This is a genomic window from Streptomyces sp. STR69 (assembly GCF_024519455.1).
Lineage (GTDB): Bacteria > Actinomycetota > Actinomycetes > Streptomycetales > Streptomycetaceae > Streptomyces.
Genome location: NZ_JALJRY010000049.1, coordinates 1 through 25196 on the forward strand (window position 1 = coordinate 1; position 25196 = coordinate 25196).

Consider the following 25196-nt stretch of genomic DNA (forward strand, 5'->3'; position numbering starts at 1 on the left):
CCCGGCCGCTCGCTCGCTTCTAAGACGGGCTGGAGCGGACCTAGTCAAGGGTGACCCGGAGGGTCATCGGCGTAGCCGACGCGTAGCGAAGCGGAGCGCCCTTTACTCGGTCCGTGGAAGCCCGACACTGGCAAAGAAGCGAGTGGCCAACCAGCACCTTCAAAACACCGACAGCACGAACCCCGGCGTCAGTGCACATCCCCCATGAGCTCCCGCACCTTCTTCCGGTACATCCACACCGCCGCACCCGCGAGCACCGCAAGCACCGCCTGCAACGCGACGATGCCCGTCTTGTTCAGGTCCACTCCGGCGATCGACAGCAGACCCGTCGTCGCGTCGCCCGCCGTGACCGCGAGGAACCAGACGCCCATCATCTGGGAGGCGTACTTGGCCGGAGCCATCTTCGTGGTGACCGACAGGCCGACGGGGGAGAGGGTCAGTTCGCCGACCGTCTGGACGAAGTAGATCGCCACGAGCCACATCGCCGCCGCCTTGTGACCGCCGTCGGCGATCGCGAGCGGGGCCAGGAAGAGGAAGAAGGACGCGCCGATCAGGATCAGGCCCATCGCGAACTTCGTCGCCGTGCTCGGCTCCTTGCCGCGGCGGGCCAGGGCCAGCCAGGCCCAGGCGAAGACCGGGGCGAGGGCCATGATGAGGACCGGGTTGACCGACTGGTACCAGGAGACCGGGAAGTCCCAGCCGAACACGGTGTTCTTCGCGGAGGAGTCGGCGAACAGGGACACCGTCGAGCCGCCCTGGTCGTAGATCATCCAGAACACGGCCGCGGCGACGAAGAACCAGATGTACGCGGACATCTTCGACTGGTCGGCGCGGTCGAGGGTCCTGTCGCGCTTGATGCGGGCGATGACCAGCACCGGGATGAGCAGACCGGCGACGGTGATGGGGACCAGCAGCCAGTTCAGCGTGTAGTGGCCGGAGAAGCCGACGACCGCGTAGAAGACGATCGCGACGGCCGCCCAGAGACCCGACTTGCGCAGCGTGGCCGCCTTCTCCTCGGCGGACAGCGGCGTGGGGACGACGTCCGAGCGGGAGCTGAGGTGGCGGGTGCCCAGCAGGTACTGCGCGAGGCCCAGCGCCATGCCGACCGCGGCGAGCGCGAAGCCGAGGTGCCAGTTGACGTTCTCGCCGACGGTGCCGATGACCAGTGGTGCGGCGAACGCGCCGACGTTGATGCCGATGTAGAAGAGGGTGAAGCCGCCGTCGCGGCGCGGGTCGTCGGGGCCCTCGTAGAGGTGGCCGACCATCGTGGAGATGTTGGCCTTCAGGAGACCCGAGCCGATCGCCACCAGGCCGAGGCCCGCGAAGAACGTGCCCGAGGTGGGGAGGGCGAGCGTGAGGTGGCCGAGCATGATGATCACGCCGGCGACCGCGACGGTCCTGCGGGGGCCGAGGACGCGGTCCGCGAACCAGCCGCCGGGCAGGGCGAGCAGGTACACGAGGGACAGGTACACCGAGTAGATCGCGGTAGCGGTGGCCGCACTCAGGTGGAGGCCGCCGGGGGCGACCAGGTACAGGGGGAGCAGGGCCCTCATGCCGTAGTAGGAGAAGCGCTCCCACATCTCGGTCATGAAGAGCGTGGTCAGTCCGCGGGGGTGGCCGAAGAAGGTCTTCTCGGAACCGGGGGTGCCCGGAGTCACCGAGTCCTTCGTCAGGCTGGACGCCATGGTCGATCCTTGCTGGTCGGGCCTTGTTGGCCGGGGGCCGCACACAAAAAAGACCTTCAGCAGTAAATGCTCGCCAAAGGTCCCCGGTGCCACTACAAGCGGTCAGGTCACCATACGGCAGGACACTGCCGGATATGGAAGGACTTGAGGCGCGGATCACAGGGAGAAGTGGAACCGCAGGCGCCGATTCGAAGGTGGATATCAGGATGACACCCCACAGGCACAGGTTCCGACCACATCCTTCACCGGAGCACACCCGTCTTGCCCCAAGGTAAGAATCACTCGTGGCGATCACACCCCGACCGCTGTCCGAGGCGGACTACCATCACCTCATGACCCGTGTACTGCTCGCCGAGGACGACGCGTCCATCTCGGAGCCGCTGGCCCGCGCTTTGCGACGGGAAGGTTACGAGGTCGAGGTGCGCGAGGACGGACCGACAGCGCTCGATGCCGGCATCCAGGGCGGCATCGACCTGTGTGTCCTGGACCTGGGCCTGCCCGGCATGGACGGCCTTGAAGTGGCCCGCCGACTGCGCGCCGAAGGCCACACCGTCCCCATCCTCATCCTGACCGCGCGCGCCGACGAGGTGGACACCGTCGTAGGCCTCGACGCGGGCGCCGACGACTACGTGACCAAACCCTTCCGGCTCGCCGAACTGCTCGCCCGTGTCCGGGCCCTGCTCCGGCGCGGCGCCGCCGAGCCCGCGCAGCCGCCCGCCACGCACGGCGTCCGGATCGACGTCGAGTCGCACCGTGCGTGGATGGGCGACGAGGAACTCCAGCTCACCGCCAAGGAGTTCGACCTGCTGCGGGTGCTCGTGCGGGACGCCGGGCGGGTGGTGACCCGTGACCAGTTGATGCGCGAGGTCTGGGACACCACGTGGTGGTCGTCCACCAAGACCCTCGACATGCACATCTCCTGGCTGCGCAAGAAGCTCGGCGACGACGCGGCCAACCCCCGGTACATCGCCACGGTGCGGGGTGTCGGGTTCCGTTTCGAGAAGAGCTAGCACCCCGTGCGCCGTCGGCTCATCCAGTCCACGCTCGCCGTGGTGCTCGTGGTCATCGCCGTGTTCGGTGTGTCCCTTGTCATCGTCGAGACGCGCACGATCAGCAACAGCGCCCAGGAACGTGTGGATTCCGAGGCGCTCCGGCTGGCGAGCATCGTGGACAGCCGGATCCTCGGCGCGGAGATCGTCGACTCGGAGGTGCTGCGCACGCAGGTCACGGAGGATCGCTACGCCGTGATCCGCATCCCGGGCGACCCGGTGATCGAGGTCGGCACCAAGCCGACGGGTGATGTCATCCACTCCACAGCCAAGGGCGAGGAGGGCGAGACGGTCACCGTGGTGGAGCCGCGCTCGAACGTCACCCGCGAGGTCGGGCGGACGCTGCTCATCATCGGCGCCGTGGCGCTGCTCGCCGTGGTGGCCGCCGTACTGCTCGCGGTACGGCAGGCCAACCGGCTCGCCTCGCCGCTCACCGACCTCGCGGAGACCGCCGAGCGGCTGGGTTCCGGTGACCCGCGGCCCCGGCACAAGCGGTACAGCGTCCCGGAGCTGGACCGGGTCGCCGATGTCCTCGACTCCTCCGCCGAGCGCATCGCCCGCATGCTCACCGCCGAGCGCAGACTCGCCGCCGACGCCTCGCACCAGTTGCGTACGCCGTTGACCGCGCTGTCCATGCGCCTTGAGGAGATCACCCTCACGGACGACCCGGACACGGTGAAGGAGGAGGCGACGATCGCGCTCACGCAGGTCGAGCGGCTCACCGACGTCGTGGAGCGGCTGCTGACCAACGCGCGTGACCCCCGTACCGGCTCCGCCGTCTCCTTCGACCTCGACGAGGTCATCCAGCAGCAGCTCGCCGAGTGGCGGCCCGCCTACCGCAGCTCCGGCCGCGCGATCGTCAGTTCCGGCAAGCGGCATCTGCAGGCTGTCGGCACTCCGGGCGCGGTCGCCCAGGTGCTGGCCGCGCTGATCGAGAACTCCCTGATGCACGGTGGTGGCACGGTCGCCCTGCGCACCCGGGTCACCGGCAATCAGGCCGTCGTGGAGGTCACGGACGAGGGTCCGGGGGTTCCGACCGATCTCGGTGCGCGGATCTTCGAGCGGACGATCAGCGGCCGCAACTCCACGGGGATCGGCCTTGCGGTCGCCCGTGACCTCGCGGAGGCGGACGGCGGCCGGCTGGAGATGCTGCAGCTGCAGCCGCCGGTGTTCGGGCTGTTCCTCTCGCGTACGGCGCCGACGAAGCGGCTGCCTGTGCAGGACGAGGAGCCCACGGTCCGCTGAGAGCGGCGACGGGCGGGGTGGTTCAGCTCACGTGCTGCTTGGGGCGGGGCAGCGGCCTCGGCTCCGGGAAGGCCTCAGCGACCGGGGCCCCGGCTTCTTCCTCGGCCGGCAGCGCCTTGAACACCCAGGTGCGGTACGACCAGAAGCGGAACAGTGTGGCGATGCCGATGCCGAGCACCTTGAAGACGTTGCGCTGCAGCGAGCTGTCCCAGCCGAAGCCGTAGATCGCCGCGAACAGGACGCCGTTCTCGATGACCAGGCCGACCAGGCTGAACGCCAGGAACAGGGTGAGTTCCTTGGTGCGGGCGCTCTTGTCGCGGTCGCGGTAGGTGAAGTAGCGGAAGCCGACGTAGTTGCACGCGATGGCGACGACGGTGGCGATCACGTTGGCGCGCACGGCCTGCAGGCTGGTCAGATGCCACAGCAGGTTGGAGACCGCGAAGTTCACCACGGTGCCCACCACGCCCACCGCGCCGAACTTGGCGACCTCGCGCGCGAGCCGTTTGAAAGGCCCTTCGGAACCACGTTCCATGGGTGTGCAGGCCCCTGTCATCTCGGGTGTCATCGCGGATTCGTCGACCCAGCCATGCTAACCATCGCATTCCTCCGCCGCCCGTGAAGCCGCTCACAGGTCGGGAAGAGACCCGGAAAAGAACGGTAAGAGGTACGGAAATCGGGCCGCCGTGGCGTGACCGATACCCTGGGGGAGTGACGTTCCCGGTAGTCGGCATGGTCGGCGGGGGGCAGCTCGCTCGTATGACACACGAGGCGGGCATCCCGCTCGGCATCAGATTCAAGCTCCTCAGTGACACCCCTCAGGATTCCGCGGCGCAGGTCGTCGGCGATGTCGTCATCGGCGACTACCGCGACCTCGACACGCTGCGTGACTTCGCGCGGGGCTGCGATGTGATCACCTTCGATCACGAACACGTACCCACCGAGCATCTGCGCGCCCTGGAGGCGGACGGCATCCCCGTGCGCCCGGGCCCGGACGCGCTCGTGCACGCCCAGGACAAGGGTGTGATGCGGGCGAAGCTCGTCGAGATCGGTGTGCCGTGCCCTAGGCACCGCATCGTCGCCGACCCGGCGGACGTGGTCGCCTTCGCGGAGGAAGGGGACGGCTTCCCGGTCGTCCTCAAGACCGTCCGCGGCGGCTACGACGGCAAGGGCGTGTGGGTCGTCGACTCCGTGGAGGAGGCTGCCGAGCCCTTCCGGGCCGGTGTCCCCGTGCTCGCCGAGGAGAAGGTCGACTTCGTGCGGGAGCTGGCGGCGAACGTCGTCCGCTCCCCGCACGGCCAGGCCGTCGCCTACCCGGTCGTCGAGTCCCAGCAGGTGAACGGCGTCTGCGACACGGTCATCGCGCCCGCCCCCGACCTCGACGAGTCCCTCGCCCTCCAGGCGGAGGAGATGGCGCTGCGCATCGCCAAGGAGCTCGGGGTCGTCGGCCATCTCGCCGTCGAGCTGTTCCAGACCGCGGACGGCCGCATTCTCGTCAACGAACTCGCCATGCGCCCGCACAACTCCGGTCACTGGACCCAGGACGGCGCGATCACCAGCCAGTTCGCCAACCACGTCCGCGCGGTCCTCGACCTCCCGCTGGGCGACCCGCGCGCCCGCGCCCCCTGGACCGTCATGTGCAACGTGTTGGGCGGCGACTACCCGGACATGTACTCCGCGTATCTGCACTGCATGGCCCGCGACCCCCAGCTGAAGATCCACATGTACGGCAAGGACGTGAAGCCCGGCCGCAAGGTGGGCCACGTCAACACCTACGGCACCGACCTGGCCGACGTCCTGGACCGCGCCCGCCACGCAGCCGGCTATCTGAGAGGCACGATCACCGAATGAGCTCCGTCGCAGGACCCGTCGTAGGAATCGTCATGGGGTCGGACTCCGACTGGCCCGTCATGGAGGCCGCCGCGCAGGCGCTCGACGAGTTCGAGATCGCCTACGAGGTCGACGTCGTCTCCGCGCACCGCATGCCGCGCGAGATGATCACGTACGGCGAGCAGGCCGACGGCCGCGGCCTCAAGGTGATCATCGCGGGCGCGGGCGGTGCCGCCCACCTCCCGGGCATGCTGGCCTCGGTGACCCCGCTGCCGGTGATCGGCGTCCCCGTACCGCTGAAGTACCTGGACGGCATGGACTCGCTGCTCTCCATCGTGCAGATGCCGGCCGGTGTCCCCGTCGCCACCGTCTCGGTCGCCGGCGCGCGCAACGCGGGCCTGCTCGCCGCCCGCATCCTGGCCACCCACGACGAGGAACTCCTCGTCCGTATGCGGGAGTTCCAGCAGGAGCTGAACGACCAGGCCACCGAGAAGGGCAAGCGGCTGCGCGCCAAGGTCGAGAGCGGCGCCGGCGGCAGCGGCTTCGGCTTCGGGAAGTGACCGGGATGACGGGGACGACGGGGACGACGTCACTCGGTCAGGCCCGGGAACTGCTCCGTGAGTTCCCGGTCGTCGACGGGCACAACGACCTGCCCTGGGCGCTGCGCAACCAGGTCGGCTACGACCTCGACGCCCGCGACATCGCCGTACACCAGAACGCGCATCTGCACACCGACCTCCCGCGGCTGCGCGAGGGCGGGGTCGGTGCGCAGTACTGGTCGGTGTACGTCCGCTCGGACCTGCCCGACCCGGTGCCGATGACGCTCGAACAGATCGACTGCGTACGGCAGTTGCTGGCCCGCTATCCGCAGGACCTGGCGCCCGCGCTGACCGCCGCGGACATGGAGTCGGCGCGCGCGGAGGGCCGTATCGCCTCGCTGATGGGTGCGGAGGGCGGGCATTCGATCGCCAACTCCCTCGGTACGTTGCGGGGGTTGTACGCCCTCGGCGTCCGCTACATGACGCTCACCCACAACGACAACGTGGCGTGGGCGGACTCGGCGACGGACGAACCGGGGGTCGGCGGACTGTCGGCGTTCGGCCGGGCGGTCGTGCGGGAGATGAACCGCGAGGGCATGCTCGTCGACCTCTCGCACGTGGCGGCGACGACGATGCGCGACGCGTTGGACGAGACGAGCGCGCCGGTGATCTTCTCGCACTCGTCGGCGCGGGCCGTCTGTGATCACCCGCGCAACATCCCGGACGACGTGCTGGAGCGGCTGCCCGCCAACGGCGGTATGGCGATGGTGACGTTCGTGCCGAAGTTCGTGCTCCAGGCGGCCGTCGACTGGACGGCCGCCGCCGACGACAACATGCGCGCGCACGGGCTGCACCACCTGGAGACCACCGCCGAGGCGATGAAGGTGCACCGCGCCTTCGAGGAGCTCAACCCGCGTCCGGTCGCCACCGTCTCCACGGTCGCCGACCACCTCGACCACATGCGCGAGGCCGCGGGCGTCGACCACCTCGGCATCGGCGGCGACTACGACGGGACGGCCTTCACCCCGGACGGGCTGAACGACGTCTCGGGCTATCCGAACCTCATCGCGGAACTGCTGGACCGCGGCTGGTCCAGGACCGACCTGGCCAAGCTGACCTGGCAGAACGCGGTACGGGTGCTGGGCGCGGCGGAGGACGTGGCGCGGGACGTCCAGGCGACGCGGGGGCCGTCCAACGCGACGATCCAGTCGCTGGACGGCTGAGGAACGGGGTGACCGGCGCGGCGCGGGAGTGCCCACTTCCGCGCCGTACCCCGAACGCCCCGCCCACCAGGAAGCCCCCTCGTCGGCGTGCGACGGTGACCGTACTGCCGTAACGACGTACGGAGCCCGCCATGGCCGACCTCCAGGACCAACTGCACGCGACGACCGAGGTCGGCGAGCTCGACGACCTGGTCCATGAGCCCTTTCCCGCGGGGCCGTTCCCGCCGGACACCCCGGAACCGTACGACCCCGTCTCCGACCCGGCCGCGGCCCCGCTGGAGCGCGCCCGGGCCATCCTCGCCGCGCACCCGGTCGCCGACGGCTACAGCGGGCTGCCGTGGGCGCTGCGGCATCTGCCGTGGTTCGACCTGGAGCTGGGGGAGAGTTCCGTGGACACCGATGTGCCGCGGCTTCGGGAGGGGCATGTGGGCGCGCTGTTCTGGTCGCTGCACCTGCCCGAGGGGCTGGCCGGGGACCGGGCGGTCGGTGCCACCCTGGAGCAGCTGGACCTGGTGAACACGGTGGTCCGTGCCCATCCCGAGGGCCTGCGCCTGGCGTACACCGCGGGGCAGACCACCGACGTGCGCAACTGCGGCCGTGTCGCCGTGCTGCTGGGCCCCGCCGGAGCCGCCGCGCTCGGTGACTCGCTGGGCATCCTGCGCTCGCTGCACGCGCTGGGGCTGCGGGTCCTCACGCTGTCCGGGGTGTCCTGGGCGAGCGAGGCGGGGCTGACCCGGTTCGGCGAGGAGGTCGTCCGGGAGATGAACCGGCTCGGGGTGCTCGCCGACCTCTCCGGCGCCTCCGAGGAGACGATCCGCCGCGCGCTCGCGGCCTCGAAGGCACCGGTGCTGTTCACCCGCTCCGCCGCCCGCACCCTGCGCCCCCACCCGGCGAACCTCCCCGACGAACTCCTCGCCGCGGTCGGCGCCGCCAAGGGCCTGTGCATGGTGCCGCTCACTGCCGAACAGACCGGCCCGTCGGTCCGGGACGTCGCCGACCACCTCGACCACGTCTGCCGGGTCGCGGGCCCGGAGTCCGTCGCCCTGTCCGGCACCTACGACGCCGGCACCGCCCACCCGCAGGACCTCGCCGACGCCTCCTGCTACCCGAGCCTCTTCGCCGAACTCATCCACCGCGGCTGGTCCGAGCCCGACCTCGCGCTGCTGAGCTGGGGCAACGTCCAACGCGCCCTGCGCAGCGCCGACTTCACGGCCCGCGCCGCCCAGCAGCGCCGCGAGCCGTCGACGGCGAAGATCGCCGAGCTGGACGGTTAGCCGAGCCGTTCTACGGGTGGTCGATCCGGCAGAGGCAGAAGGGATGCCCCGCCGGATCGGCGTACACCCGGAAGTCCTCCTTGTCCTGCCGCTCCAACAGCCGCGCGCCGAGCGCCAGTACGGCCTTCTCCGCCGCCTCGATCTCCTCCCAGGTCGACCCGGCGTCGAAGTCGAGGTGGAACTGCTGCGGCCGGTCCGCGCGCGGCCACTCGGGCGGGACGTACTCCGTCACCCGCTGGAAGGCGATCCGCGGCCCGTCCGGGATGTCGAGGACGACCCACTCCTCGTCGGCGGCGCGGGGCGTGCCGCCCAGGACGCCGGCGTAGAACGCGGCGAGCGCGAGCGGGTCCGGGCAGTCGATCACGGTGGAACGGAAACGTGCTACGGCACTCAAGGCGACCTCCAGAATTTCCGGGACCGACGTCAGCAGGCGCAGAGACAGAACGGGTGCCCCGCCGGGTCGGCGTACACCCGCCAGGCGCGCGAGCGGTCGTCGGTGTCCAGCGGTGTCGCGCCGAGCGCCAGGACGCCCTTCTCGGCCGCGTCCAGGTCCTCCACGGTCAGGTCCAGGTGGAACTGCTGCGAGTCGCCGGGCGCGGGCCACTTCGGCGGTACGTGCCCGGGTGCCTCCTGGAACGCCAGCGTCTGGCCGCCGGGCGCGGTCAGGTCCACCCAGTCGCCGCCGTCCTCGGCTTCGACGGTGCCGCCCAGGACGCCGGCGTAGAACGCGGCGAGTGCGCGCGGGTCGGGACAGTCCAGGACGACGGTACCCAGCTTGGCGATGGCCATGACGGACTCCTTCGGGTTACCCATATGTGGCGTCAGCCGGTAACGGTTACCTCATGCTCCCGCATAGGAGGTAACGTCGCAAGCATGAGTGAGAGAGTTCCCGCGCCCGGCGACCTGGCCCTGATCGAGGCCCTGGTGAACACGCTGGACATCGAGGCGGGAACCGACGCACTCGACACGGAGGACGGCCGGGCCCCTTTCGGACTCACCGCGCACCAGGTCCCGCACGCCCGTGAACTCCGCGAGTCCCTGCGCGCCACCCTGCTCGCCCACGCGGGCCACCCCGCGCACCAGGACGTGCCCCCGCTCGGTGAACTCCTCGCGCGCGCCCCGCTGTTGCTCGCGCTCGACGCCCACGACGGCTCCGCCCGCCTCGCGCCCGCCGACCCGGAACCCCTGCTCTCCCGTGTCGCGGCGGCGATCGCCCAGTCCCTCGTCGCGGGCACCTGGCCCCGCCTGAAGGCCTGCGAGGCACCGACCTGCCACTGGGCGTACTACGACCGCAGTCCGGCGGGCCGGGGGCGCTGGTGCTCGATGGCGGTGTGCGGGGCGCGCGCGAAGATGCGCCGGTACCGGGCCAAGTAGCCCTAGGCCCTGTCGTCAAGTTCCCGCCCGCCCTCCGGGCGGACGACGGGAATTCGGCGACAGGGCCTGGCCGGAGGTGACTTGAGCGGTCCGGGCGCCGAGCGCAGCCCAGTGGTGCAGAATGCAGCCAGACGCCGGTCCGGCCGACTGAGCCTCGGCCGGACCGGCGTCGCCTTGGCTCGCGCCGTGTTACGCGGTGGGGCGGCCCATCGCGCGGAACGTCCAGCCCGCCTTCCGCCACAGCTGCGGGTCGAGCGCGTTGCGCCCGTCCAGGACCACCCGGGCGCGTACGGCCTCGCCGAGCGCCGCCGGGTCCAGCTCGCGGAACTCCCGCCACTCCGTCAGGTGCAGGACGACATCGGCGCCCCGTACGGCCTCCACGGCGGTGTCGGCGTAGCCGAGCGTCGGGAACAGCCGTAGCGCGTTGTCCATGCCCTTGGGGTCGTAGACCGTGACCTGGCCGCCCTGGAGGTGGATCTGGCCGGCGACGTTCAGCGCGGGGGAGTCGCGGACGTCGTCCGAGTCGGGCTTGAAGGTCGCGCCGAGCACGGCGACCCGCTTGCCCAGGAAGGACCCGCCGCCGAGCGCCTCGCGGGTCATCTCCACCATCTGGCCGCGCCGCCGCATGTTGATGGAGTCGATCTCGCGGAGGAAGGTCAGGGCCTGGTCGGCGCCCAGTTCACCGGCGCGCGCCATGAAGGCCCGGATGTCCTTGGGCAGGCAGCCGCCGCCGAAGCCGATCCCGGCCCGCAGGAACTTCTTCCCGATCCGCTCGTCGTGCCCGATCGCCTCGGCCAGCTTCACCACATCGCCGTCGGCGGCCTCGCAGACCTCGGCCATCGCGTTGATGAAGGAGATCTTGGTGGCGAGGAAGGAGTTCGCGGCCGTCTTCACCAGCTCGGCGGTCGGGAAGTCGGTCACCACGAACGGCGTCCCGGCCCCGACCGGCACCGCGTACACCTCGCGCAGCAGCTTCTCGGCCCGTTCGCTGCGTACGCCGACCACGATCCGGTCCGGGCGCAGGGTGTCCTCGACGGCGAGGCCCTCGCGCAGGAACTCCGGGTTCCAGGCCAGCTCGGCGTCCGTGCCGGCGGGCGCGTGCGCGGCGAGATAGGCGGCCAGCCGGTCCGCCGAGCCGACCGGCACGGTGGACTTGCCGACGACGAGCGCGGGGCCGGTGAGATGCGGTGCGAGCGAGGCGACGGCGGCATCGACGTAACTCATGTCGCAGGCGTACTCCCCGTGCTTCTGCGGGGTGTTCACACACACGAAGTGGACATCGCCGAACGCGGCGACCTCCGCCCAGTCCATGGTGAAGCGCAGCCGCCCGCTCGATCCCTCGATACCGGCGACGTGCTTGCGCAGCAGGTCCTCGAGCCCCGGTTCGTACATCGGGACCTCACCCCGCTGGAGCATCGCGATCTTCTCGGGTACGACGTCCAGACCCAGCACCTCGAAGCCCAGCTCGGCCATGGCCGCGGCGTGCGTGGCGCCCAGGTAGCCGGTGCCGATCACGGTGATCTTGAGGGCCATGAATGCTCCAGAAGGGGTACGGGGGCGATGCGCGCCCGAGCATAGTCGGAGGTCCTGACGGGCAACTTTCCCCCTGTCGCCAAGCTCACGTATCACTCCCGTGGGCGGGCCCCTAAAATTTGGGTTACTTAACAGTAATTAGCACCGTCATCACAGCGTCCTTGGAGCGTGAGAGACCTTGGCCGGATCGGCTGACTTCGACCTGTACCGCCCGTCAGAGGAGCACGACATGCTCCGCGACGCGATCCGCTCACTGGCCGAGGCGAAGATCGCGCCGTACGCCGCAGCGGTGGACGAGGAGTCCCGCTTCCCGCAGGAGGCGCTCGACGCCCTGGTGGCGAACGACCTGCACGCCGTCCACGTGCCCGAGGAGTACGGCGGCGCGGGCGCGGACGCGCTGGCCACGGTGATCGTGATCGAGGAGGTGGCCCGTGTGTGCGCCAGCTCCTCCCTCATCCCGGCGGTGAACAAGCTGGGCTCGCTCCCCGTGATCCTCTCGGGCTCCGAGGACCTGAAGAAGAGGTACATGACGCCGCTCGCCAAGGGTGACGCGATGTTCTCGTACGCCCTCTCCGAGCCGGACGCGGGCTCGGACGCGGCCGGCATGAAGACGAAGGCGGTCCGTGACGGCGACCACTACGTCCTCAACGGCGTGAAGCGCTGGATCACCAACGCGGGCGTCTCCGAGTACTACACGGTGATGGCGGTGACGGACCCCGAGAAGCGCTCCAAGGGCATCAGCGCGTTCGTGGTCGAGAAGTCCGACGAGGGTGTCTCCTTCGGCGCCCCGGAGAAGAAGCTCGGCATCAAGGGCTCCCCGACGCGCGAGGTCTACCTCGACAACGTCCGTATCCCGGCAGACCGCATGATCGGCGCCGAGGGCACCGGCTTCGCCACGGCGATGAAGACCCTGGACCACACCCGCATCACGATCGCGGCACAGGCCCTCGGCATCGCGCAGGGCGCCCTCGACTACGCCAAGGGCTACGTCAAGGAGCGCAAGCAGTTCGGCAAGCCGATCGCCGACTTCCAGGGCATCCAGTTCATGCTGGCCGACATGGCCATGAAGATCGAGGCCGCCCGCCAGCTGACCTACGCGGCGGCGGCCAAGTCCGAGCGCGGCGACAAGGACCTCACCTTCCAGGGCGCGGCGGCCAAGTGCTTCGCCTCGGACGTGGCGATGGAGGTCACCGTCGACGCGGTCCAGCTCCTCGGCGGCTACGGCTACACCCGCGACTACCCGGTCGAGCGCATGATGCGCGACGCGAAGATCACCCAGATCTACGAGGGCACGAACCAGGTCCAGCGGATCGTGATGGCGCGCAACCTGCCGTAAAGGCACCGGAGTTGGCATGAAGAAGGGGGCCCTTGTCCGACAAGGGCCCCCTTCTTCGTGCCACCGGTCGCGTCAGTTGCCGGAGACCGTGACCTTCTGGTCGTTGTTCAGCTCGTTCACCAGGGTCTTGACCTTCGCCTTGTCCCAGATGAGGTTGCCGCCGGTGGAGCCGGAGATCGGCATGTTCATCGAGGTGCCGTCGCCGCCGCTGACGCCCTTCATCGCCCAGAACATGGACGCCAGGTCCCAGAGGGACATGTCCTTGTCGACGGACAGGGAGTCCAGGCCGGCGCCGAGCGTCGGGTAGAGCTTGAAGGGGTTGAGCAGGGTCCCGGGCGTCGCCACCTGGTGGGCCAGGGCGGACAGGAACTTCTGCTGGTTCTTCGTGCGCTGCAGGTCGGAGGCGGCGAACGCGTGCCGGGTCCGGACGAAGGCCAGGGCCTCCTCGCCGTTCAGCGTCTGCTTGCCCGCCTTGAAGTCGGCGCCCGAGTACGAGTCCTTGAAGCCCTTGTCGATGTCGATGGTGACCCCGCCGACCGCGTCCACGATGTCCGCGAAGCCGTTGAAGCCGATCTCGACGTAGTGGTCGATGTGCAGGCCCATGTTGTACTCGACGGTCCGGACGAGCAGCGTCGGCCCGTCCTCCGCGTACGCGGCGTTGAGCTTCGTCTGGCGGCCCGTGTTCTTGTACGTCTTGCCCGAGGTGGAGCCCACGTACGACGGGATCGTGACGTTCGAGTCGCGCGGCAGCGAGATGAGCGTGTCGCCGCTGTCGCCGACGTGCAGGATCATCATCGAGTCGGTGCGCTTGCCCGCCGCGGAACCGGTGTGCAGCTTCTTCTTCTCGGCGGCCGTCAGCCCCTCGCGGCTGTCGGAGCCGACGATCAGGTAGTTCGTGCCGTCGCCGCCCGCCGGCCGGTCGATCACCTTCGACAGGTCGACATCGCGGTTCAGCTTGGAGTCGGCCCAGAAGTAGGTGCCGATGGTGGTCACGACCAGCACGGTGACCACGGTGATCGCGGTCCACTTGATACGACGCCTCCAGTTCGGCGCGCGCCGCGGACCGCGCCCGCCGTCCGGGCCCTCGGGTCCGGCCGGGCCACCGCCGCCGTAGACCTGGCCGGTGTTGTAGCCGTCGTAGCCGTTGTCGTAGCCGCCCTGGCCGTAGCCCTGCTGGCCCTCGTCATAGCCCTGGCCGCCCGTGTACGACGGCTGCGGCGGGACTCCGGCGCCGTACGGCGGGGCCTGCGGGCCGCGTCGTACCTGGCGCATCACGCGTGCGCTCTCCGGCTGTGCGTTCGCGCCACCGCGTCCGTACTCGTTGCCGCGGTTGCCGCCGGACCATCCCTCGGGCCAATCGTTCATGGGGCCCAGTGTGCAGGTTGCGACCATGCCCAATACAAGGGTCGTAGGAAAATCAGGGCACTGCTGTTGCGAAGCCAACACAAAGTCCGCAGATGTCCACCGGCATAGGGTGATGACCATGACAGATCTGCCGGGCAAGCCGACGTCCGCCTCCCGCACCACCCTCAGCCACATCATGACCAATGCCGACACGAACCTGCTGGGGACCGTGCACGGCGGTGTGATCATGAAGCTGGTCGACGACGCGGCGGGCGCGGTCGCCGGGCGGCACAGCGGCGGACCGGCGGTCACCGCGTCGATGGACGAGATGGCGTTCCTGGAACCGGTCCGGGTCGGCGACCTCGTCCATGTGAAGGCGCAGGTCAACTGGACCGGCCGGACCTCGATGGAGGTCGGCGTGCGGGTCCTGGCCGAGCGCTGGAACGAGTCGACCCCGGCCACCCAGGTCGGCTCGGCGTATCTGGTGTTCGCCGCCGTCGACGCCGACGGAAGGCCCCGGGCCGTGCCGCCGGTGATCCCCGAGACCGAGCGTGACGAGCGCCGCTGCCAGGAGGCTCAGATCCGCCGCACCCACCGGCTGTCGCGCCGCCGCGCGATCATGGAACTGCGCGAGAAGCGGGCGGCGGAGGGCCTCGACGACTGACCTGGGTCCTGTCGGGCCGGGGCGGGGGACCCTCTCCGAAAAAGTGTCACGGAAATCGCCTAAAGTGACACACTTTTTTCAGGAGCACCCCACCTCGTCCCCGGTCACCACCCCGAACCCGCCCTGCGGCACATCCGCCGCCCGCACCCGCACGACCTGCTTGAAGTCGCTCCCGGCGATCACCTTCAGCAGCGGCCCCTGCCCCTTCACCGCCCGCAGCTCACTCCCGGGCAGCGCCGCCGCGAGGGACTTCGCGGACCGGTCCCAGCGGGGGTCGTAGGTGACGACCGTCCGTCGTACGGCGTGGTCGGCGGCGCTCACCGGCAGATGTGTCGTACGGAAGCCGATCGCCGCCAGTGCCGCGTCGACCCGCTTGCCGAGGCCGGCCGCCGCCGTCCCGTTCTCCACCTGGACCCGGATCTGCTGCGGGGCCACATCCACCTTCACGGCGTTGGCGCGCGGCGCCCGGTGCACGGTCAGCGGCTTGTCGTCGCGCAGGGCCTCGAAGAGCTTCGCCGACTTCGGCTCGTCCCACTTCAGGGTGGAACCGATGCCCTTCACGACGTAACCCATCTGTCCGATGGGCACGGTGGTGAACTCGGAGGAGGAGGGCGAGAAGGTGCGCATCGCGCGGCCGAGGTCGAGGAGTTCGTCGGTGCCGAAGCCCTTGTCCGCGCGGACCGAGCCGAGGACCGCGCGGGTCACGTCACGGAACTTCAGCGGGTTCAGCAACACCCCGGAGGAGGTGGCCTGGTCGATCAGCGCGGCGAGGAAGCGCTGCTGGCGTTTCATGCGGCCGAGGTCGGAGGCGCCATCGACGTGCCGCGAGCGGACGTACTGGAGGGCCTGACCGCCCATCAGGGTGTGCGCGCCGGCGGGCAGATCGAGACCCGTGTAGGAGTCCTTCAGGGGTTCGGCGGTGCAGATCTTCACGCCGCCCAGGACGTCGACCGTCTTCATGAAGCTGGTGAAGTCGACCTCCAGGTAGTGGTCGATCTTCACGTGGGTCATGCTCTCGACGGTCTGCACGGTGAGGTTGGGGCCGCCCTCCGCGTACGCCGCGTTGAGCTTGATGGGGTGCGGGTTGTGGCGTGCGCCGGTGGTCTGGTCGGTGTGCGGGGGCGTCTCGGCGTAGGAGTCGCGCGGCAGGCTGACCACGCTGGCCCGCTCCCGGTCCTCCGAGATGTGCACGATCATGATGGTGTCGGTGCAGTGACAGGGCGCGCCGCCCAGGTGGTACTTGTGCCGCTCCTGCTCGGTGATCCTGTCGCGGCCGTCGGTGCCGACGAGCAGGACGTTCATGCCGTGGCCCGCGCGGGGGCGGTTCTTCATGTCCTTGAAGGGGTCGACGCGGGCGATGTCCGCGTCGAGGCTGGTGACCACCGCGTGCCCGATCCCGGCGGACGCGAGCACCACCACGGACAGCGTCGTCGCCGCCCGCATGGCCCAGCGCGGCTTCTTGGGCCGTACGGGGGGCCGTGGGCGGCGCTGCGGCGGACGGGCGGCGGGAGAGCGGCGGGGCGGCGTGGGCATGGGGGACACCTCCGCGAGGGCCGTACGTGGGATCTTGAGCACCGTAGGCCCATACGATCTGATACCACCGCAGCCGCCCGGGCGGGGCGCGTCCGTGTCCCCCGTTCGCGGTAACGTGAGCCCTCTATGAACGCCAAGCCCGACGTGCGACTCCCCGCCGTTTCTGTGATCATGCCCGTTCTCGACGAGGAGCGGCATCTGCGCGGAGCCGTCCAGGCGATCCTCGCGCAGGAGTACGCCGGCGAGATGGAGGTCGTGCTCGCCCTCGGTCCCTCGAAGGACCGCACGGACGAGATCGCGGCCGAGCTCGTGGCCGAAACTGCATCTTTTAAGAGCAAGCGTGTCCACACCGTCCCGAACCCGGCCGGCCGCACACCCGCGGCCCTCAACGCCGCGATCAAGGCCTCCCGCCATCCGATCGTCGTCCGCGTCGACGGCCACGGCATGCTCTCGCCGAACTACATCGCCACCGCCGTACGGCTCCTGGAGGAGACCGGCGCGCAGAACGTCGGCGGCATCATGCACGCCGAGGGCGAGAACGCCTGGGAGGACGCGGTCGCCGCCGCGATGACCTCGAAGATCGGCGTGGGCAACGCCGCCTTCCATACGGGAGGGGAAGCGGGGTCCGCCGAGACGGTCTACCTCGGGGTGTTCCGGCGCGAGGCGCTGGAGCAACAGGGCGGCTACAACGAGGAGTTCATCCGCGCCCAGGACTGGGAGCTGAACTTCCGCATCCGCGAGGCGGGCGGCCTGATCTGGTTCTCGCCGGAGCTGAAGGTGTCGTACCGCCCGAGGCCGAGCGTGAAGGCACTCGCCAAGCAGTACAAGGACTACGGCCGTTGGCGGCACGTCGTCGCCCGCTACCACGAGGGCTCCATCAACCTGCGCTACCTCGCCCCGCCGACCGCCGTGTGCGCGATCGCGGCCGGGATCGTGGTCGGCGCGGCCCTGACCCCGTGGGGTTTCCTGATCCCCGGCGGCTACCTCGCGGCGATCGCGCTCGGCTCACTCCCGGCGGGCAAGGGCCTGTCGTTGAAGGCCCGCCTGCAGATCCCGCTCGCCCTCGCCACCATGCACATGTCGTGGGGCTACGGCTTCCTCACCAGCCCCAAGTCCCTCGCGAAGCGCGTCATCGCGTCCCGGCGGCCGGCGGTACTCAGCTCGACCAGCAGCTGAAGTACCGCGGGCGTCGGGCCCGTGAGCCGCTCAGCCCGCCTGTGGCCTCCGCCGCCGCATCCGCGACCTGACCCAGGCGACCGTCGCGACCACGGCGACGAGCATGACGAGGTCCTCGGCCAACGACTCCAGCGCGCCCGCGACGGAGTGGCCGAAGGCGACGGCGGTCGCGAAGTGCGCGATCGTGACGGTCAGGAGCGCGAGGGCGAGCCGGGTCTCCCCGGCCCGCCCCGGCAACAGTCCGCTCACCAGACGTAGTTCGGGTCGACGTGCATACAGGCCGTGGTGTCCGAGCCGTTGAGGGCGTCCGCCGATGTCGGGGTCGTGTCGTCGTCGGCCGGGGCCTTGTACTTCGTGCCGGTGCTCCAGTCCGCGCCGACGACCAGGGTGACCCCGGAGACGCTCGTCGACTTCTTCACCGCGCTCGTCGGGATGCCGAGCGCCTTGGCGACCCGCTGGGCGTCGCCCTCCAGATCGGCGCTCGGATAGCGGACGACCGTCGTGGCCTCGCTGGGGGCCGAGGACGAGTCCGCCACGGCCTCCTTGAAGCCCTTGCCGACGAGGAGCCCGGCCACCGCCGTCGCCCGCCCGCGTACCGCGCTCGTCGTGCTGGTGCGGGTGCCGTTCTCCACCTGTACGGCGATCTTGTCGTCGGCGGCGGCCGGATCGGTGGACGCCTTCACCGGGGTCGTCGTCTTCTTCTTGTCCTTGCCGTCCAGCGCGATGTCCTCACGGACCAGCCGGAACAGCTTCGCCGCGTCGGTCGGCTTGGGCACCACCCGGCCGCTGCTGCCCGAGTACTCCCACGGCATCGTCGTCATGGTGATCCGGCCGGTCGGAACCTTCTTCAGTTCCTTGCTCAGGTCGTAGAGCTTGGCGACCGTCCCGAGACCGTTGTCGACCGTGAGCGCCTTGGTGGCCGTCTCGGCGAGGCTGCGCAGCTCGGTCGGGTTGCTCAGCGTGGCGTTCTCGCGCAGCTGGCGGACCATCGAGTTCATGTACTGGTGCTGCGCCTTGGTGCGGGCGATGTCGGTGTCGTCCTCGAAGCCGTAGCGCGTGCGCAGCCACTGCAGGGCCTGCTTGCCCTTGATGGACGTGGTGCCCGCCTTCAGCTTCAGGCCGGAACCCTTGCCGGAGGAGGTGTGCGAGTAGATGTTCGCGGTCACACAGACCGGCACCCCGCCGATCGCGTCCGCCATCGACACCACACCCGAGAAGTCGACCATCATGAAGTGGTCGATGTGGATGTCGGTCAGTTTCTCCCAGGTCGCCACCGTGCAGCCGGGGCCGCCGCGGCCCAGCGAGTCGTTCGTGATGACGTCGGTCTCGGCCGCGTACGTCTTGCCGGTGTCCGGGTCCGTGCACTTGGGGATGTCCGTCAACGTGTCGCGCGGCATGCTCACGACCGACATGTTGGAGCGGTCCGCCGAGACGTGCAGCAGCATCTGGACGTCGGCGCGGGCCGGGGTTCCGTAGGTGTCCTTCGCGCCGCCGAGCTTCTGGTTCTCCGCGGAGTCCCGCGCGTCCGAACCGATCAGCAGGATGTTCAACGGCTTCTGCCCGGCCGCGTTGGCCTTGGACTCGGCCGCCCGGTCCTTCTCGTCCCCGATGTACAGGGGGTCCTTGTTGATGTTGTCGTTGAGGTGCTCGTAGTACAGATATCCGGCGCCGGCCGTCCCGGTTATGACCACCGCGAGGACGATCGCCGACCAGCGCAGCACCCGGCGTCTACGACCCTTGCGTCTGCCTCCGCCGCCGTCCGCCGGTCCGTTCCCGCCCGTCGGTTCCTTACCGTCCGCCGGTCTCTTCCCGTCCACCGGCGCGAGCGACATCGTGTCCTCAACCGCCGGTCCCTCCCCACGCACGCTGCTCCGAGTCAAGTCCCCACCCCTCCCACGCCGCGCTCTGACACACGGGTCCGCCCCGCGCCCCGTTAGACGCGGAACGGACCCGTGTGGTCACTTACTTGGCGCACTCAACCTTGTCCGCCGTGGACTTCTGGACCCCCTCCGGCGTCGACCCCGCGGTCGAGGTGAGCGGGACGCCGGCTCCCTTGAAGTCCTTGCCCAGGGTCAGCGTCATCGCCGGGAGTCCCTGGGAGTTCTGCACACTCTTGCCCGGCTTCATCGCGGACCCCGAGAGGCCCATGATGGCGGCGAGCCTGCGAGCCTGGTCCGCCTGGTCGGGTGCGTACTCAAGGGTCGTCTTCGCGAGCGCCGCCGGAGCGTTGCCCGCGTTCTCGGACTTGAGCACGCCCTCATCATTCTGCAGCCACGTAAGAGTTTCCTGTGCGCTGCCGGCGTCGGCCCCTCCGTTGAGGATCCGCACCCGCACGGCGGAGGCGGCGGACTTGGTGCCCTTGAGCCGGGCGGCCACGGCGGCCTTCTCCTTCGCGGCCTTCTGCTTGACCGCGGTGAAGGAGGTGTCGCTCTTGATCAGCGAGAACACCTGCGGGGCGGTCGTGTTGTTGAGGACGACCGTCACCGGGGTCTTCTCCGCCGGGTTGTCGACGACCGGCACGGTGGTGAAGGTGAGGTTCTTCGGGTTGAGCTTGCCCAGTTCCAGACCGAGGTCCTTCAGCTTGCCGATCGTGTCGAGGTTGGAGTCGACGGTCAGCGCCTTGGTGCCGGCCTCCGCCAGCTTCACCATCTTCGTGGGGTTGGTGAGCGTGGAGTTGGACTTCAGCTTCCGCATCAGCGCGCTGAGGAACTGCTGCTGCAGTGTGATCCGGCTCAGGTCACCGCCGAAGCCCACCGAGTGCCGGGTCCGCACGAAGGCCAGCGCCTGCTCGCCCGTGAGGTTGTGCGTGCCCTTGGACAGCTTCAGATGCGAGTCCGAGTCGTCGATGTTCTTCGCGAGACAGACCTCGACCCCGCCGACCGCGTCCGTCAGTGTCTTCACGGCGTTGAAGTCGGCCACCATGAAGTCGTCGGGCTGGATCCCGGTCAGCTCGGTGACCGTTCGCACGGTGCAGCTGGGCGTACGGCCGCTCTGGCCCAGGCTGGTGTTGAAGCGGACGCCCGTCGAGCCCGGGATGACCTTCGACGTGCCGTCCGACTGGGTCGTAGGACAGTCCGGGACGTCGGTGATCAGGTCACGGGGGATGCTGAGCGCGGTCGCGTTCGAGCGGTCCTTGGACACGTGCAGCAGGATCGTGGTGTCCGCGTGGCCGACGCTGCCGGCGTCGCCGTAGCCCTCGTTGCCCGCGCCCGTGCGCTTGTCGGTGCCGATCACCAGCAGGTTGATGGCCTTGCCCTTGCTGAAGCCACCGGTGCTCGCGCCGTCGTCCGAGGCGGTCGTGATGTTGTCGTTGAGGTGCTGGATGTAGAGGTATCCGGCCGCGGAGACGGCGATCAGCACGAAGGCCAGACCGCCGCCGGTCCACATCAGGATCTTCTTGCCCTTGGCCTTCTTCTTGACCGGCCGGCGACCGCGCCGGGCCGGTGGCTCCTCGGGTGCGCCCCGCCGTCTGCGCGGCGCGGGCACCTCACGCCCGGGGCTCTTCGGGACCGTCTCCCGCTCCGGAGCCACCGTGCTGTTCCGCACAGTGGCTCTACGGGGCCCAGGCACCGCTGACTGCGGTGTGGAAGGAGTCAGTCGCAGTTCGTATTCGCCAGTGTTCGGATTGATTACCCACTGGTCTGCGGGGTCGATGTTGTCCGCCCGCCCACGGCCTTGCGCGTCCACGGTTTACCGAATCCTCCGTCGGGGCCACGCGGCGCCTTCCCCCTTCAGGCGCTCGGGTCTCGTTCATCCGGTGCGCGAGCACACCGGATCGCTCACACTATCCGGCCAGTTGAGCGTCAAGTGACGGCGGTGACAAATTCCACTTCCCTACAACCGGTCAATCCGCCCTATTTTTCGGAACAGAAGTTCGTCGACTTGGTGCGCGCTTTACCCGCAGCCGTCCTCGGCGGCGGTGTTTCCGCGAAACGTCGGCGCGGGCGTGGCCCCCGAACCGGGCGCCGGATTAAGGGCGTTTGCACCGGAATCCCGTGGAACTTCGGGAACTTCCCCGGCCACCGCGACCGTCGCGTCCGTGCGAATCCGGGCGAACAGCTTTTCGGCCTCGGGCTCCACGAGTTGGTCGCGATTCGCGTTGTAGATGTACGACTCCCGCGGAACGGTAAGGAATTGCACATGTTCGGTGGGGATGTCCCGTACGCCGCGCACCAGTTCGTACAGCCCGCGCAGACTCGCGAGATCCGGATCGGTCGTCAGGGACGAGGTGGCCGCGTCCAGCACCGGATACAACTTCGCCGGATTGAACAGCACGTCGTCGCTCTGCACCTTGTTGACGAGCGCACCCAGGAACCGCTGCTGACGGTCCATCCGGTCGGTGTCACTGCCATTGCCCAGCGACTTCCGCGCCCGCACATATCCCAGCGCCTGCTCCCCGTCGAGCGTGACCCGGCCCGCCGGCAGCCTCAACCTGGCGGCCTTGTCCCGAATGGGAGCCGTGAGACACACCTCCACCCCGTCCACGGCATCGACCATGTCCTTGAACCCGTGAAAGTCCACCACCATGTGATGGTCGATCCGCACGTTCGTCAGCTTCTCCACGGTCCGGATCGTGCACCCCGAACCCCCCACCTGGAACGCGTAGTTGAACATCGCGAACATCGGCTCGGTCCGCGTCCCGTCCGGCCGCAGACACCCCGGCACATCCACCATCAGATCCCTGGGCAACGACACCGCGGTGGCACTGCGCCGGTCGGCCGCCAGATGCAACAGGATCGTCGTGTCCGACCGCTCGGTCCCCGAGTCCCGCCCGTACTCCGCGTTCCCGTCCCCGGACCGCGAGTCGGACCCGATGAGCAGAATGTTCTGCGCCCCCTTGACCAACGCGGTCGGCCGCTCCTTCTCGTACCGGGCTAGCTCGGCCGCGGCGGCGTTGTCCGGCGTGATGTTCCCGTCGAGCTTCGCGTAGACGGCCCACCCGGCCCCGAAGGCCCCGAGGACGACGACCCCCACCCCGACCCCCACCCCACGCACCCACCGCCGGCGCCGCCGCCGCACAAGCCCCGCCCCGGAAGCGGAACCCCCCGCACCCGGCCCGAGAACCCGTCCTGCGGTGTCGTCCAACACGTGCGGTTCCACCCCTCATGGCCGTCGTGGGAGCGCGTGGTCCTGCGTGTGGTTCTGCTCCTACGACCATGGCGTGGACGGGGGTGGGGAGGCGGGCGTTACTGACCCGTTCGGGTGACTGTCACCCGCTCGCTCTCGACCCGCTTGGCCAAGGACTCCGCACTCAGCTCCGCGAGATTCCGGCACAGGACGACAGAGCCCCCGGAGGCGAGCGGCGCATACAACCCCGCGCTCAACCCTTCCCACGTGTCGTACGACAGCCCCGACAACACCCGGGCCCCCGCCTCCCCGTCGGCCCGAGCCCGCTCGACAACCTGCGCGCCCGTCGACTCCACCCCGCCCACGACCAGGGCGGGTTCCTCAGGGTCGACCGGCGAGAACGCCACGAACCGGTCCCCCTGGCTCGGCACCTCGACGGCGTAGTCGGCGAACCCGGCGGGAGTCTGCGGAAAACGTCCTCCAAGAGGCCGTAGCGCGAGAGCCACCCGCTCGCCGCGACAAGCCCGGGCCGCCTCCAGCGACTCCGGCCCGCTCACCACTGCATCGGCAGCCGTGGGATCCCCGCCCACGTCCGCGACAACCCCCACGGACGAACACGCCAGCAGCCACACCGCCGTCTGCCAGTGCGCCGGCAGCAACAACACGACCCGATCACCGGGTCCGGCCCCAAGATCCCCCTGAAGGAGATTCGCGGTCTTGGCCACCCAATTGGCGAAGGTGGCCACGGACAATTCGACACGTTCCCCCGTGGCGTCGTCGTAGAAGGTCACCAGGGGACGGCCGGGATCCGCGGCAAGCGCGGAACGCAGCAGGTCGGCAGGGGTGCGATCGGTGGCGTTCACCCGCGAAAGCGTACGCGGGCACGCGGCCGTGCACGGAGTGCGGGACCACCGGTTCGGACGAACCGCACCCGACGGTCCGTCAAATCCCAAATAGACAGATATGTATGACCATGTTCAGGATCAGGAGCATGCGTGGATTTCTTGCTTCCTCGATCGGCGTCACCTGCGCCGCCGCACTGGCCCTCCCGCTCACCCTGCCCGCAGCCGCCGCCCCGGCCACGGCTATGGCTTCGGCTCAGGCGGCGCAGCCGACGAGCGGCGCGAGATCCGCGCCGCCGGCCGCCGCACCGGACCTCCCCGGCAGCACCGAGTCGCTGCCCCTCGCCCCCGCGACCCGCGACCGCACCCTGGGCGCGGCCCCCGAACAGGGCCTGACCCGCGCCGACGTCCACCGCTTCTCTCTCGTCGGCGTCACCTGGACCGACCCCGACACCGAACTCCGCGGCCGGGTCCAGGTCCGCACCCGGGCCACCGGCACCGGCGAGTGGTCCGGCTGGCAGGACGTCGACACCCACAACGAGGACCACGGCGCCGACCCCGGCACCGCCGAGCGCGACTCGGGCCACGTCCACGGCTCCACCGCTCCGCTGTGGGTGGGCGACTCGGACGGAGTGGACGTACGTGTGCGAGCGGACCCGGGTGCGACACGGACCGTAGGGAACCAGCCGTCCCCGCTCCCCACCGGCCTGCACCTGGAACTCGTGGACCCGGGCGCGGAACCCCCGGCCGCGGGCGCCCGTCCGACCGCCCGCCGCGCCGCCCTGCCCCTCGCCGCCACCGAGCTCCCGGCGCTCAGCCGGGAGGCCACCGAGCGGGAGGCGGTCACGATGTACGGCCGGGCCCAGCCGTACATCGGCCCGCGCCCGCGCATCATCACCCGGAGCGGCTGGGGCGCCGACGAGAAGCTGCGCGAGAAGGGGTTCGTCTACACGAAGAAGGTCAAGGCCGCCTTCGTGCACCACACCGCCTCCGGCAACAACTACAGCTGCTCGCAAGCGCCTTCAGTCATTCGTGGTATCTACCGCTACCACGTCGAGAGCAGCGGCTGGCGCGACATCGGCTACAACTTCCTCGTGGACAAGTGCGGAACCATCTACGAGGGGCGCGCCGGGGGAGTGGCGAAACCGGTCATGGGCGCCCACACCCTCGGTTTCAACACCGACAGCATGGGGATCGCCGTCCTCGGAACCTTCGGCACCGCCAAACCGTCCTCGGCGGCAGTGACGGCCATCGCCCGCCTCGCCGCATGGAAGCTCGGGCTCTACGGAGTCAATCCGCGCGGCAAGACATACCTGAAGTCCGGGGGTGGCAATCTCTACCGAAAAGGAAAGAACGTACGACTCAATGTGATCTCCGGCCATCGGGACGGGTTCGCCACGGAGTGCCCAGGACGGCAGCTCTACGGCAAGCTCGGCTCGGCCCGCTCCACGTCGGCCCGGTTCCAGGGCCGCTGACGGCGGGGGT

Annotated in this window: 23 protein-coding genes; 11 read left to right on the forward strand and 12 right to left on the reverse strand. The window is 69.7% G+C overall.

The genetic code is table 11. From position 1 onward, the window contains the following. Positions 1-188 precede the first annotated feature (188 nt). Positions 189-1685 (reverse strand): oligopeptide:H+ symporter, encoded by a 1497-nt coding sequence (locus OC490_RS47055; protein ID WP_262064208.1) that lies wholly within the window; start codon positions 1683-1685, stop codon positions 189-191. A gap of 332 nt (positions 1686-2017) precedes the next feature. On the opposite strand from OC490_RS47055, the gene OC490_RS47060 reads away from it, so the two are divergent. Then, positions 2018-2695 carry a response regulator transcription factor gene (locus tag OC490_RS47060; RefSeq protein ID WP_174447603.1) on the forward strand — a complete coding sequence of 226 codons (678 nt, stop codon included), beginning with the start codon at positions 2018-2020 and terminating at the stop codon, positions 2693-2695. 6 nt (positions 2696-2701) lie between these two features. Further along, positions 2702-3979: an ATP-binding protein gene (locus OC490_RS47065; protein WP_262064209.1), complete on the forward strand. Its 1278-nt coding sequence runs from the start codon at positions 2702-2704 to the stop codon at positions 3977-3979. Between the two features lie 22 nt (positions 3980-4001). Here the strand turns inward: OC490_RS47065 and OC490_RS47070 are convergent, their stop codons facing one another. Then, positions 4002-4511, reverse strand: a complete 510-nt coding sequence (locus OC490_RS47070; RefSeq protein WP_262064210.1) for a GtrA family protein — start codon at positions 4509-4511, stop codon at positions 4002-4004. Between the two features lie 176 nt (positions 4512-4687). Between OC490_RS47070 and OC490_RS47075 the strand changes: the two genes are divergently transcribed. From OC490_RS47075 to OC490_RS47090, 4 genes are all read left to right on the forward strand, one after another. Next, positions 4688-5827: a 5-(carboxyamino)imidazole ribonucleotide synthase gene (locus tag OC490_RS47075; protein WP_262064211.1), complete on the forward strand. Its 1140-nt coding sequence runs from the start codon at positions 4688-4690 to the stop codon at positions 5825-5827. After that, entirely contained in the window at positions 5824-6366 is a 543-nt protein-coding gene (purE, locus tag OC490_RS47080) for a 5-(carboxyamino)imidazole ribonucleotide mutase (protein ID WP_262064212.1), read from the forward strand. The genes OC490_RS47075 and purE overlap by 4 nt, the downstream gene beginning before the upstream one ends. A gap of 5 nt (positions 6367-6371) precedes the next feature. After that, entirely contained in the window at positions 6372-7568 is a 1197-nt protein-coding gene (locus OC490_RS47085; protein WP_262064213.1) for a dipeptidase, read from the forward strand. A gap of 131 nt (positions 7569-7699) precedes the next feature. Next, positions 7700-8842 (forward strand): dipeptidase, encoded by a 1143-nt coding sequence (locus tag OC490_RS47090; protein ID WP_262064214.1) that lies wholly within the window; start codon positions 7700-7702, stop codon positions 8840-8842. Between the two features lie 10 nt (positions 8843-8852). On the opposite strand, the gene OC490_RS47095 is transcribed toward OC490_RS47090, so the two are convergent. Continuing rightward, entirely contained in the window at positions 8853-9236 is a 384-nt protein-coding gene (locus OC490_RS47095; RefSeq protein ID WP_262064215.1) for a VOC family protein, read from the reverse strand. A 29-nt stretch (positions 9237-9265) separates the two neighbouring features. After that, positions 9266-9631 carry a VOC family protein gene (locus tag OC490_RS47100; RefSeq protein ID WP_262064216.1) on the reverse strand — a complete coding sequence of 122 codons (366 nt, stop codon included), beginning with the start codon at positions 9629-9631 and terminating at the stop codon, positions 9266-9268. A gap of 84 nt (positions 9632-9715) precedes the next feature. Here OC490_RS47100 and OC490_RS47105 point away from each other — a divergent pair, with 84 nt between their 5' ends. Then, positions 9716-10216, forward strand: coding sequence for a CGNR zinc finger domain-containing protein (locus OC490_RS47105; protein WP_262064217.1), 501 nt, complete (start codon positions 9716-9718; stop codon positions 10214-10216). Positions 10217-10405: 189 nt separating this feature from the next. Here the strand turns inward: OC490_RS47105 and OC490_RS47110 are convergent, their stop codons facing one another. Beyond that, positions 10406-11749, reverse strand: coding sequence for a UDP-glucose dehydrogenase family protein (locus OC490_RS47110; protein WP_262064218.1), 1344 nt, complete (start codon positions 11747-11749; stop codon positions 10406-10408). A gap of 178 nt (positions 11750-11927) precedes the next feature. On the opposite strand from OC490_RS47110, the gene OC490_RS47115 reads away from it, so the two are divergent. Continuing rightward, entirely contained in the window at positions 11928-13085 is a 1158-nt protein-coding gene (locus tag OC490_RS47115) for an acyl-CoA dehydrogenase (protein WP_262064219.1), read from the forward strand. Positions 13086-13157: 72 nt separating this feature from the next. Here the strand turns inward: OC490_RS47115 and OC490_RS47120 are convergent, their stop codons facing one another. Next, entirely contained in the window at positions 13158-14450 is a 1293-nt protein-coding gene (locus OC490_RS47120) for an LCP family protein (protein WP_262064220.1), read from the reverse strand. Positions 14451-14568: 118 nt separating this feature from the next. Between OC490_RS47120 and OC490_RS47125 the strand changes: the two genes are divergently transcribed. Beyond that, complete coding sequence (locus tag OC490_RS47125; protein WP_093627275.1) at positions 14569-15093, forward strand: acyl-CoA thioesterase; 525 nt, start codon at positions 14569-14571, stop codon at positions 15091-15093. 78 nt (positions 15094-15171) lie between these two features. Here the strand turns inward: OC490_RS47125 and OC490_RS47130 are convergent, their stop codons facing one another. Then, a complete protein-coding gene (locus OC490_RS47130; RefSeq protein WP_262064221.1) occupies positions 15172-16626 on the reverse strand; it encodes an LCP family protein in 1455 nt (484 codons plus the stop codon). Between the two features lie 126 nt (positions 16627-16752). On the opposite strand from OC490_RS47130, the gene OC490_RS47135 reads away from it, so the two are divergent. Beyond that, positions 16753-17802, forward strand: a complete 1050-nt coding sequence (locus OC490_RS47135; RefSeq protein ID WP_262064222.1) for a glycosyltransferase family 2 protein — start codon at positions 16753-16755, stop codon at positions 17800-17802. Positions 17803-17832: 30 nt separating this feature from the next. Here the strand turns inward: OC490_RS47135 and OC490_RS47140 are convergent, their stop codons facing one another. The 5 genes from OC490_RS47140 to OC490_RS47160 all read right to left on the reverse strand — a co-directional run bounded on the left by OC490_RS47140 (position 17833) and on the right by OC490_RS47160 (position 23732). Continuing rightward, positions 17833-18051, reverse strand: coding sequence for a hypothetical protein (locus OC490_RS47140; protein ID WP_262064223.1), 219 nt, complete (start codon positions 18049-18051; stop codon positions 17833-17835). Then, entirely contained in the window at positions 18048-19634 is a 1587-nt protein-coding gene (locus tag OC490_RS47145) for an LCP family protein (RefSeq protein WP_262064224.1), read from the reverse strand. Before OC490_RS47145 ends, OC490_RS47140 begins: the two co-directional genes overlap by 4 nt. A 130-nt stretch (positions 19635-19764) precedes the next feature. Next, positions 19765-21489 (reverse strand): LCP family protein, encoded by a 1725-nt coding sequence (locus OC490_RS47150; RefSeq protein ID WP_262064225.1) that lies wholly within the window; start codon positions 21487-21489, stop codon positions 19765-19767. A gap of 207 nt (positions 21490-21696) precedes the next feature. Then, positions 21697-22887 carry an LCP family protein gene (locus tag OC490_RS47155; protein ID WP_262064243.1) on the reverse strand — a complete coding sequence of 397 codons (1191 nt, stop codon included), beginning with the start codon at positions 22885-22887 and terminating at the stop codon, positions 21697-21699. A gap of 101 nt (positions 22888-22988) precedes the next feature. After that, a complete protein-coding gene (locus OC490_RS47160; RefSeq protein ID WP_262064226.1) occupies positions 22989-23732 on the reverse strand; it encodes a TIGR03089 family protein in 744 nt (247 codons plus the stop codon). 128 nt (positions 23733-23860) lie between these two features. Between OC490_RS47160 and OC490_RS47165 the strand changes: the two genes are divergently transcribed. Next, positions 23861-25186: a peptidoglycan recognition protein gene (locus OC490_RS47165; protein WP_262064227.1), complete on the forward strand. Its 1326-nt coding sequence runs from the start codon at positions 23861-23863 to the stop codon at positions 25184-25186. The last annotated feature ends 10 nt before the right edge of the window (positions 25187-25196 follow it).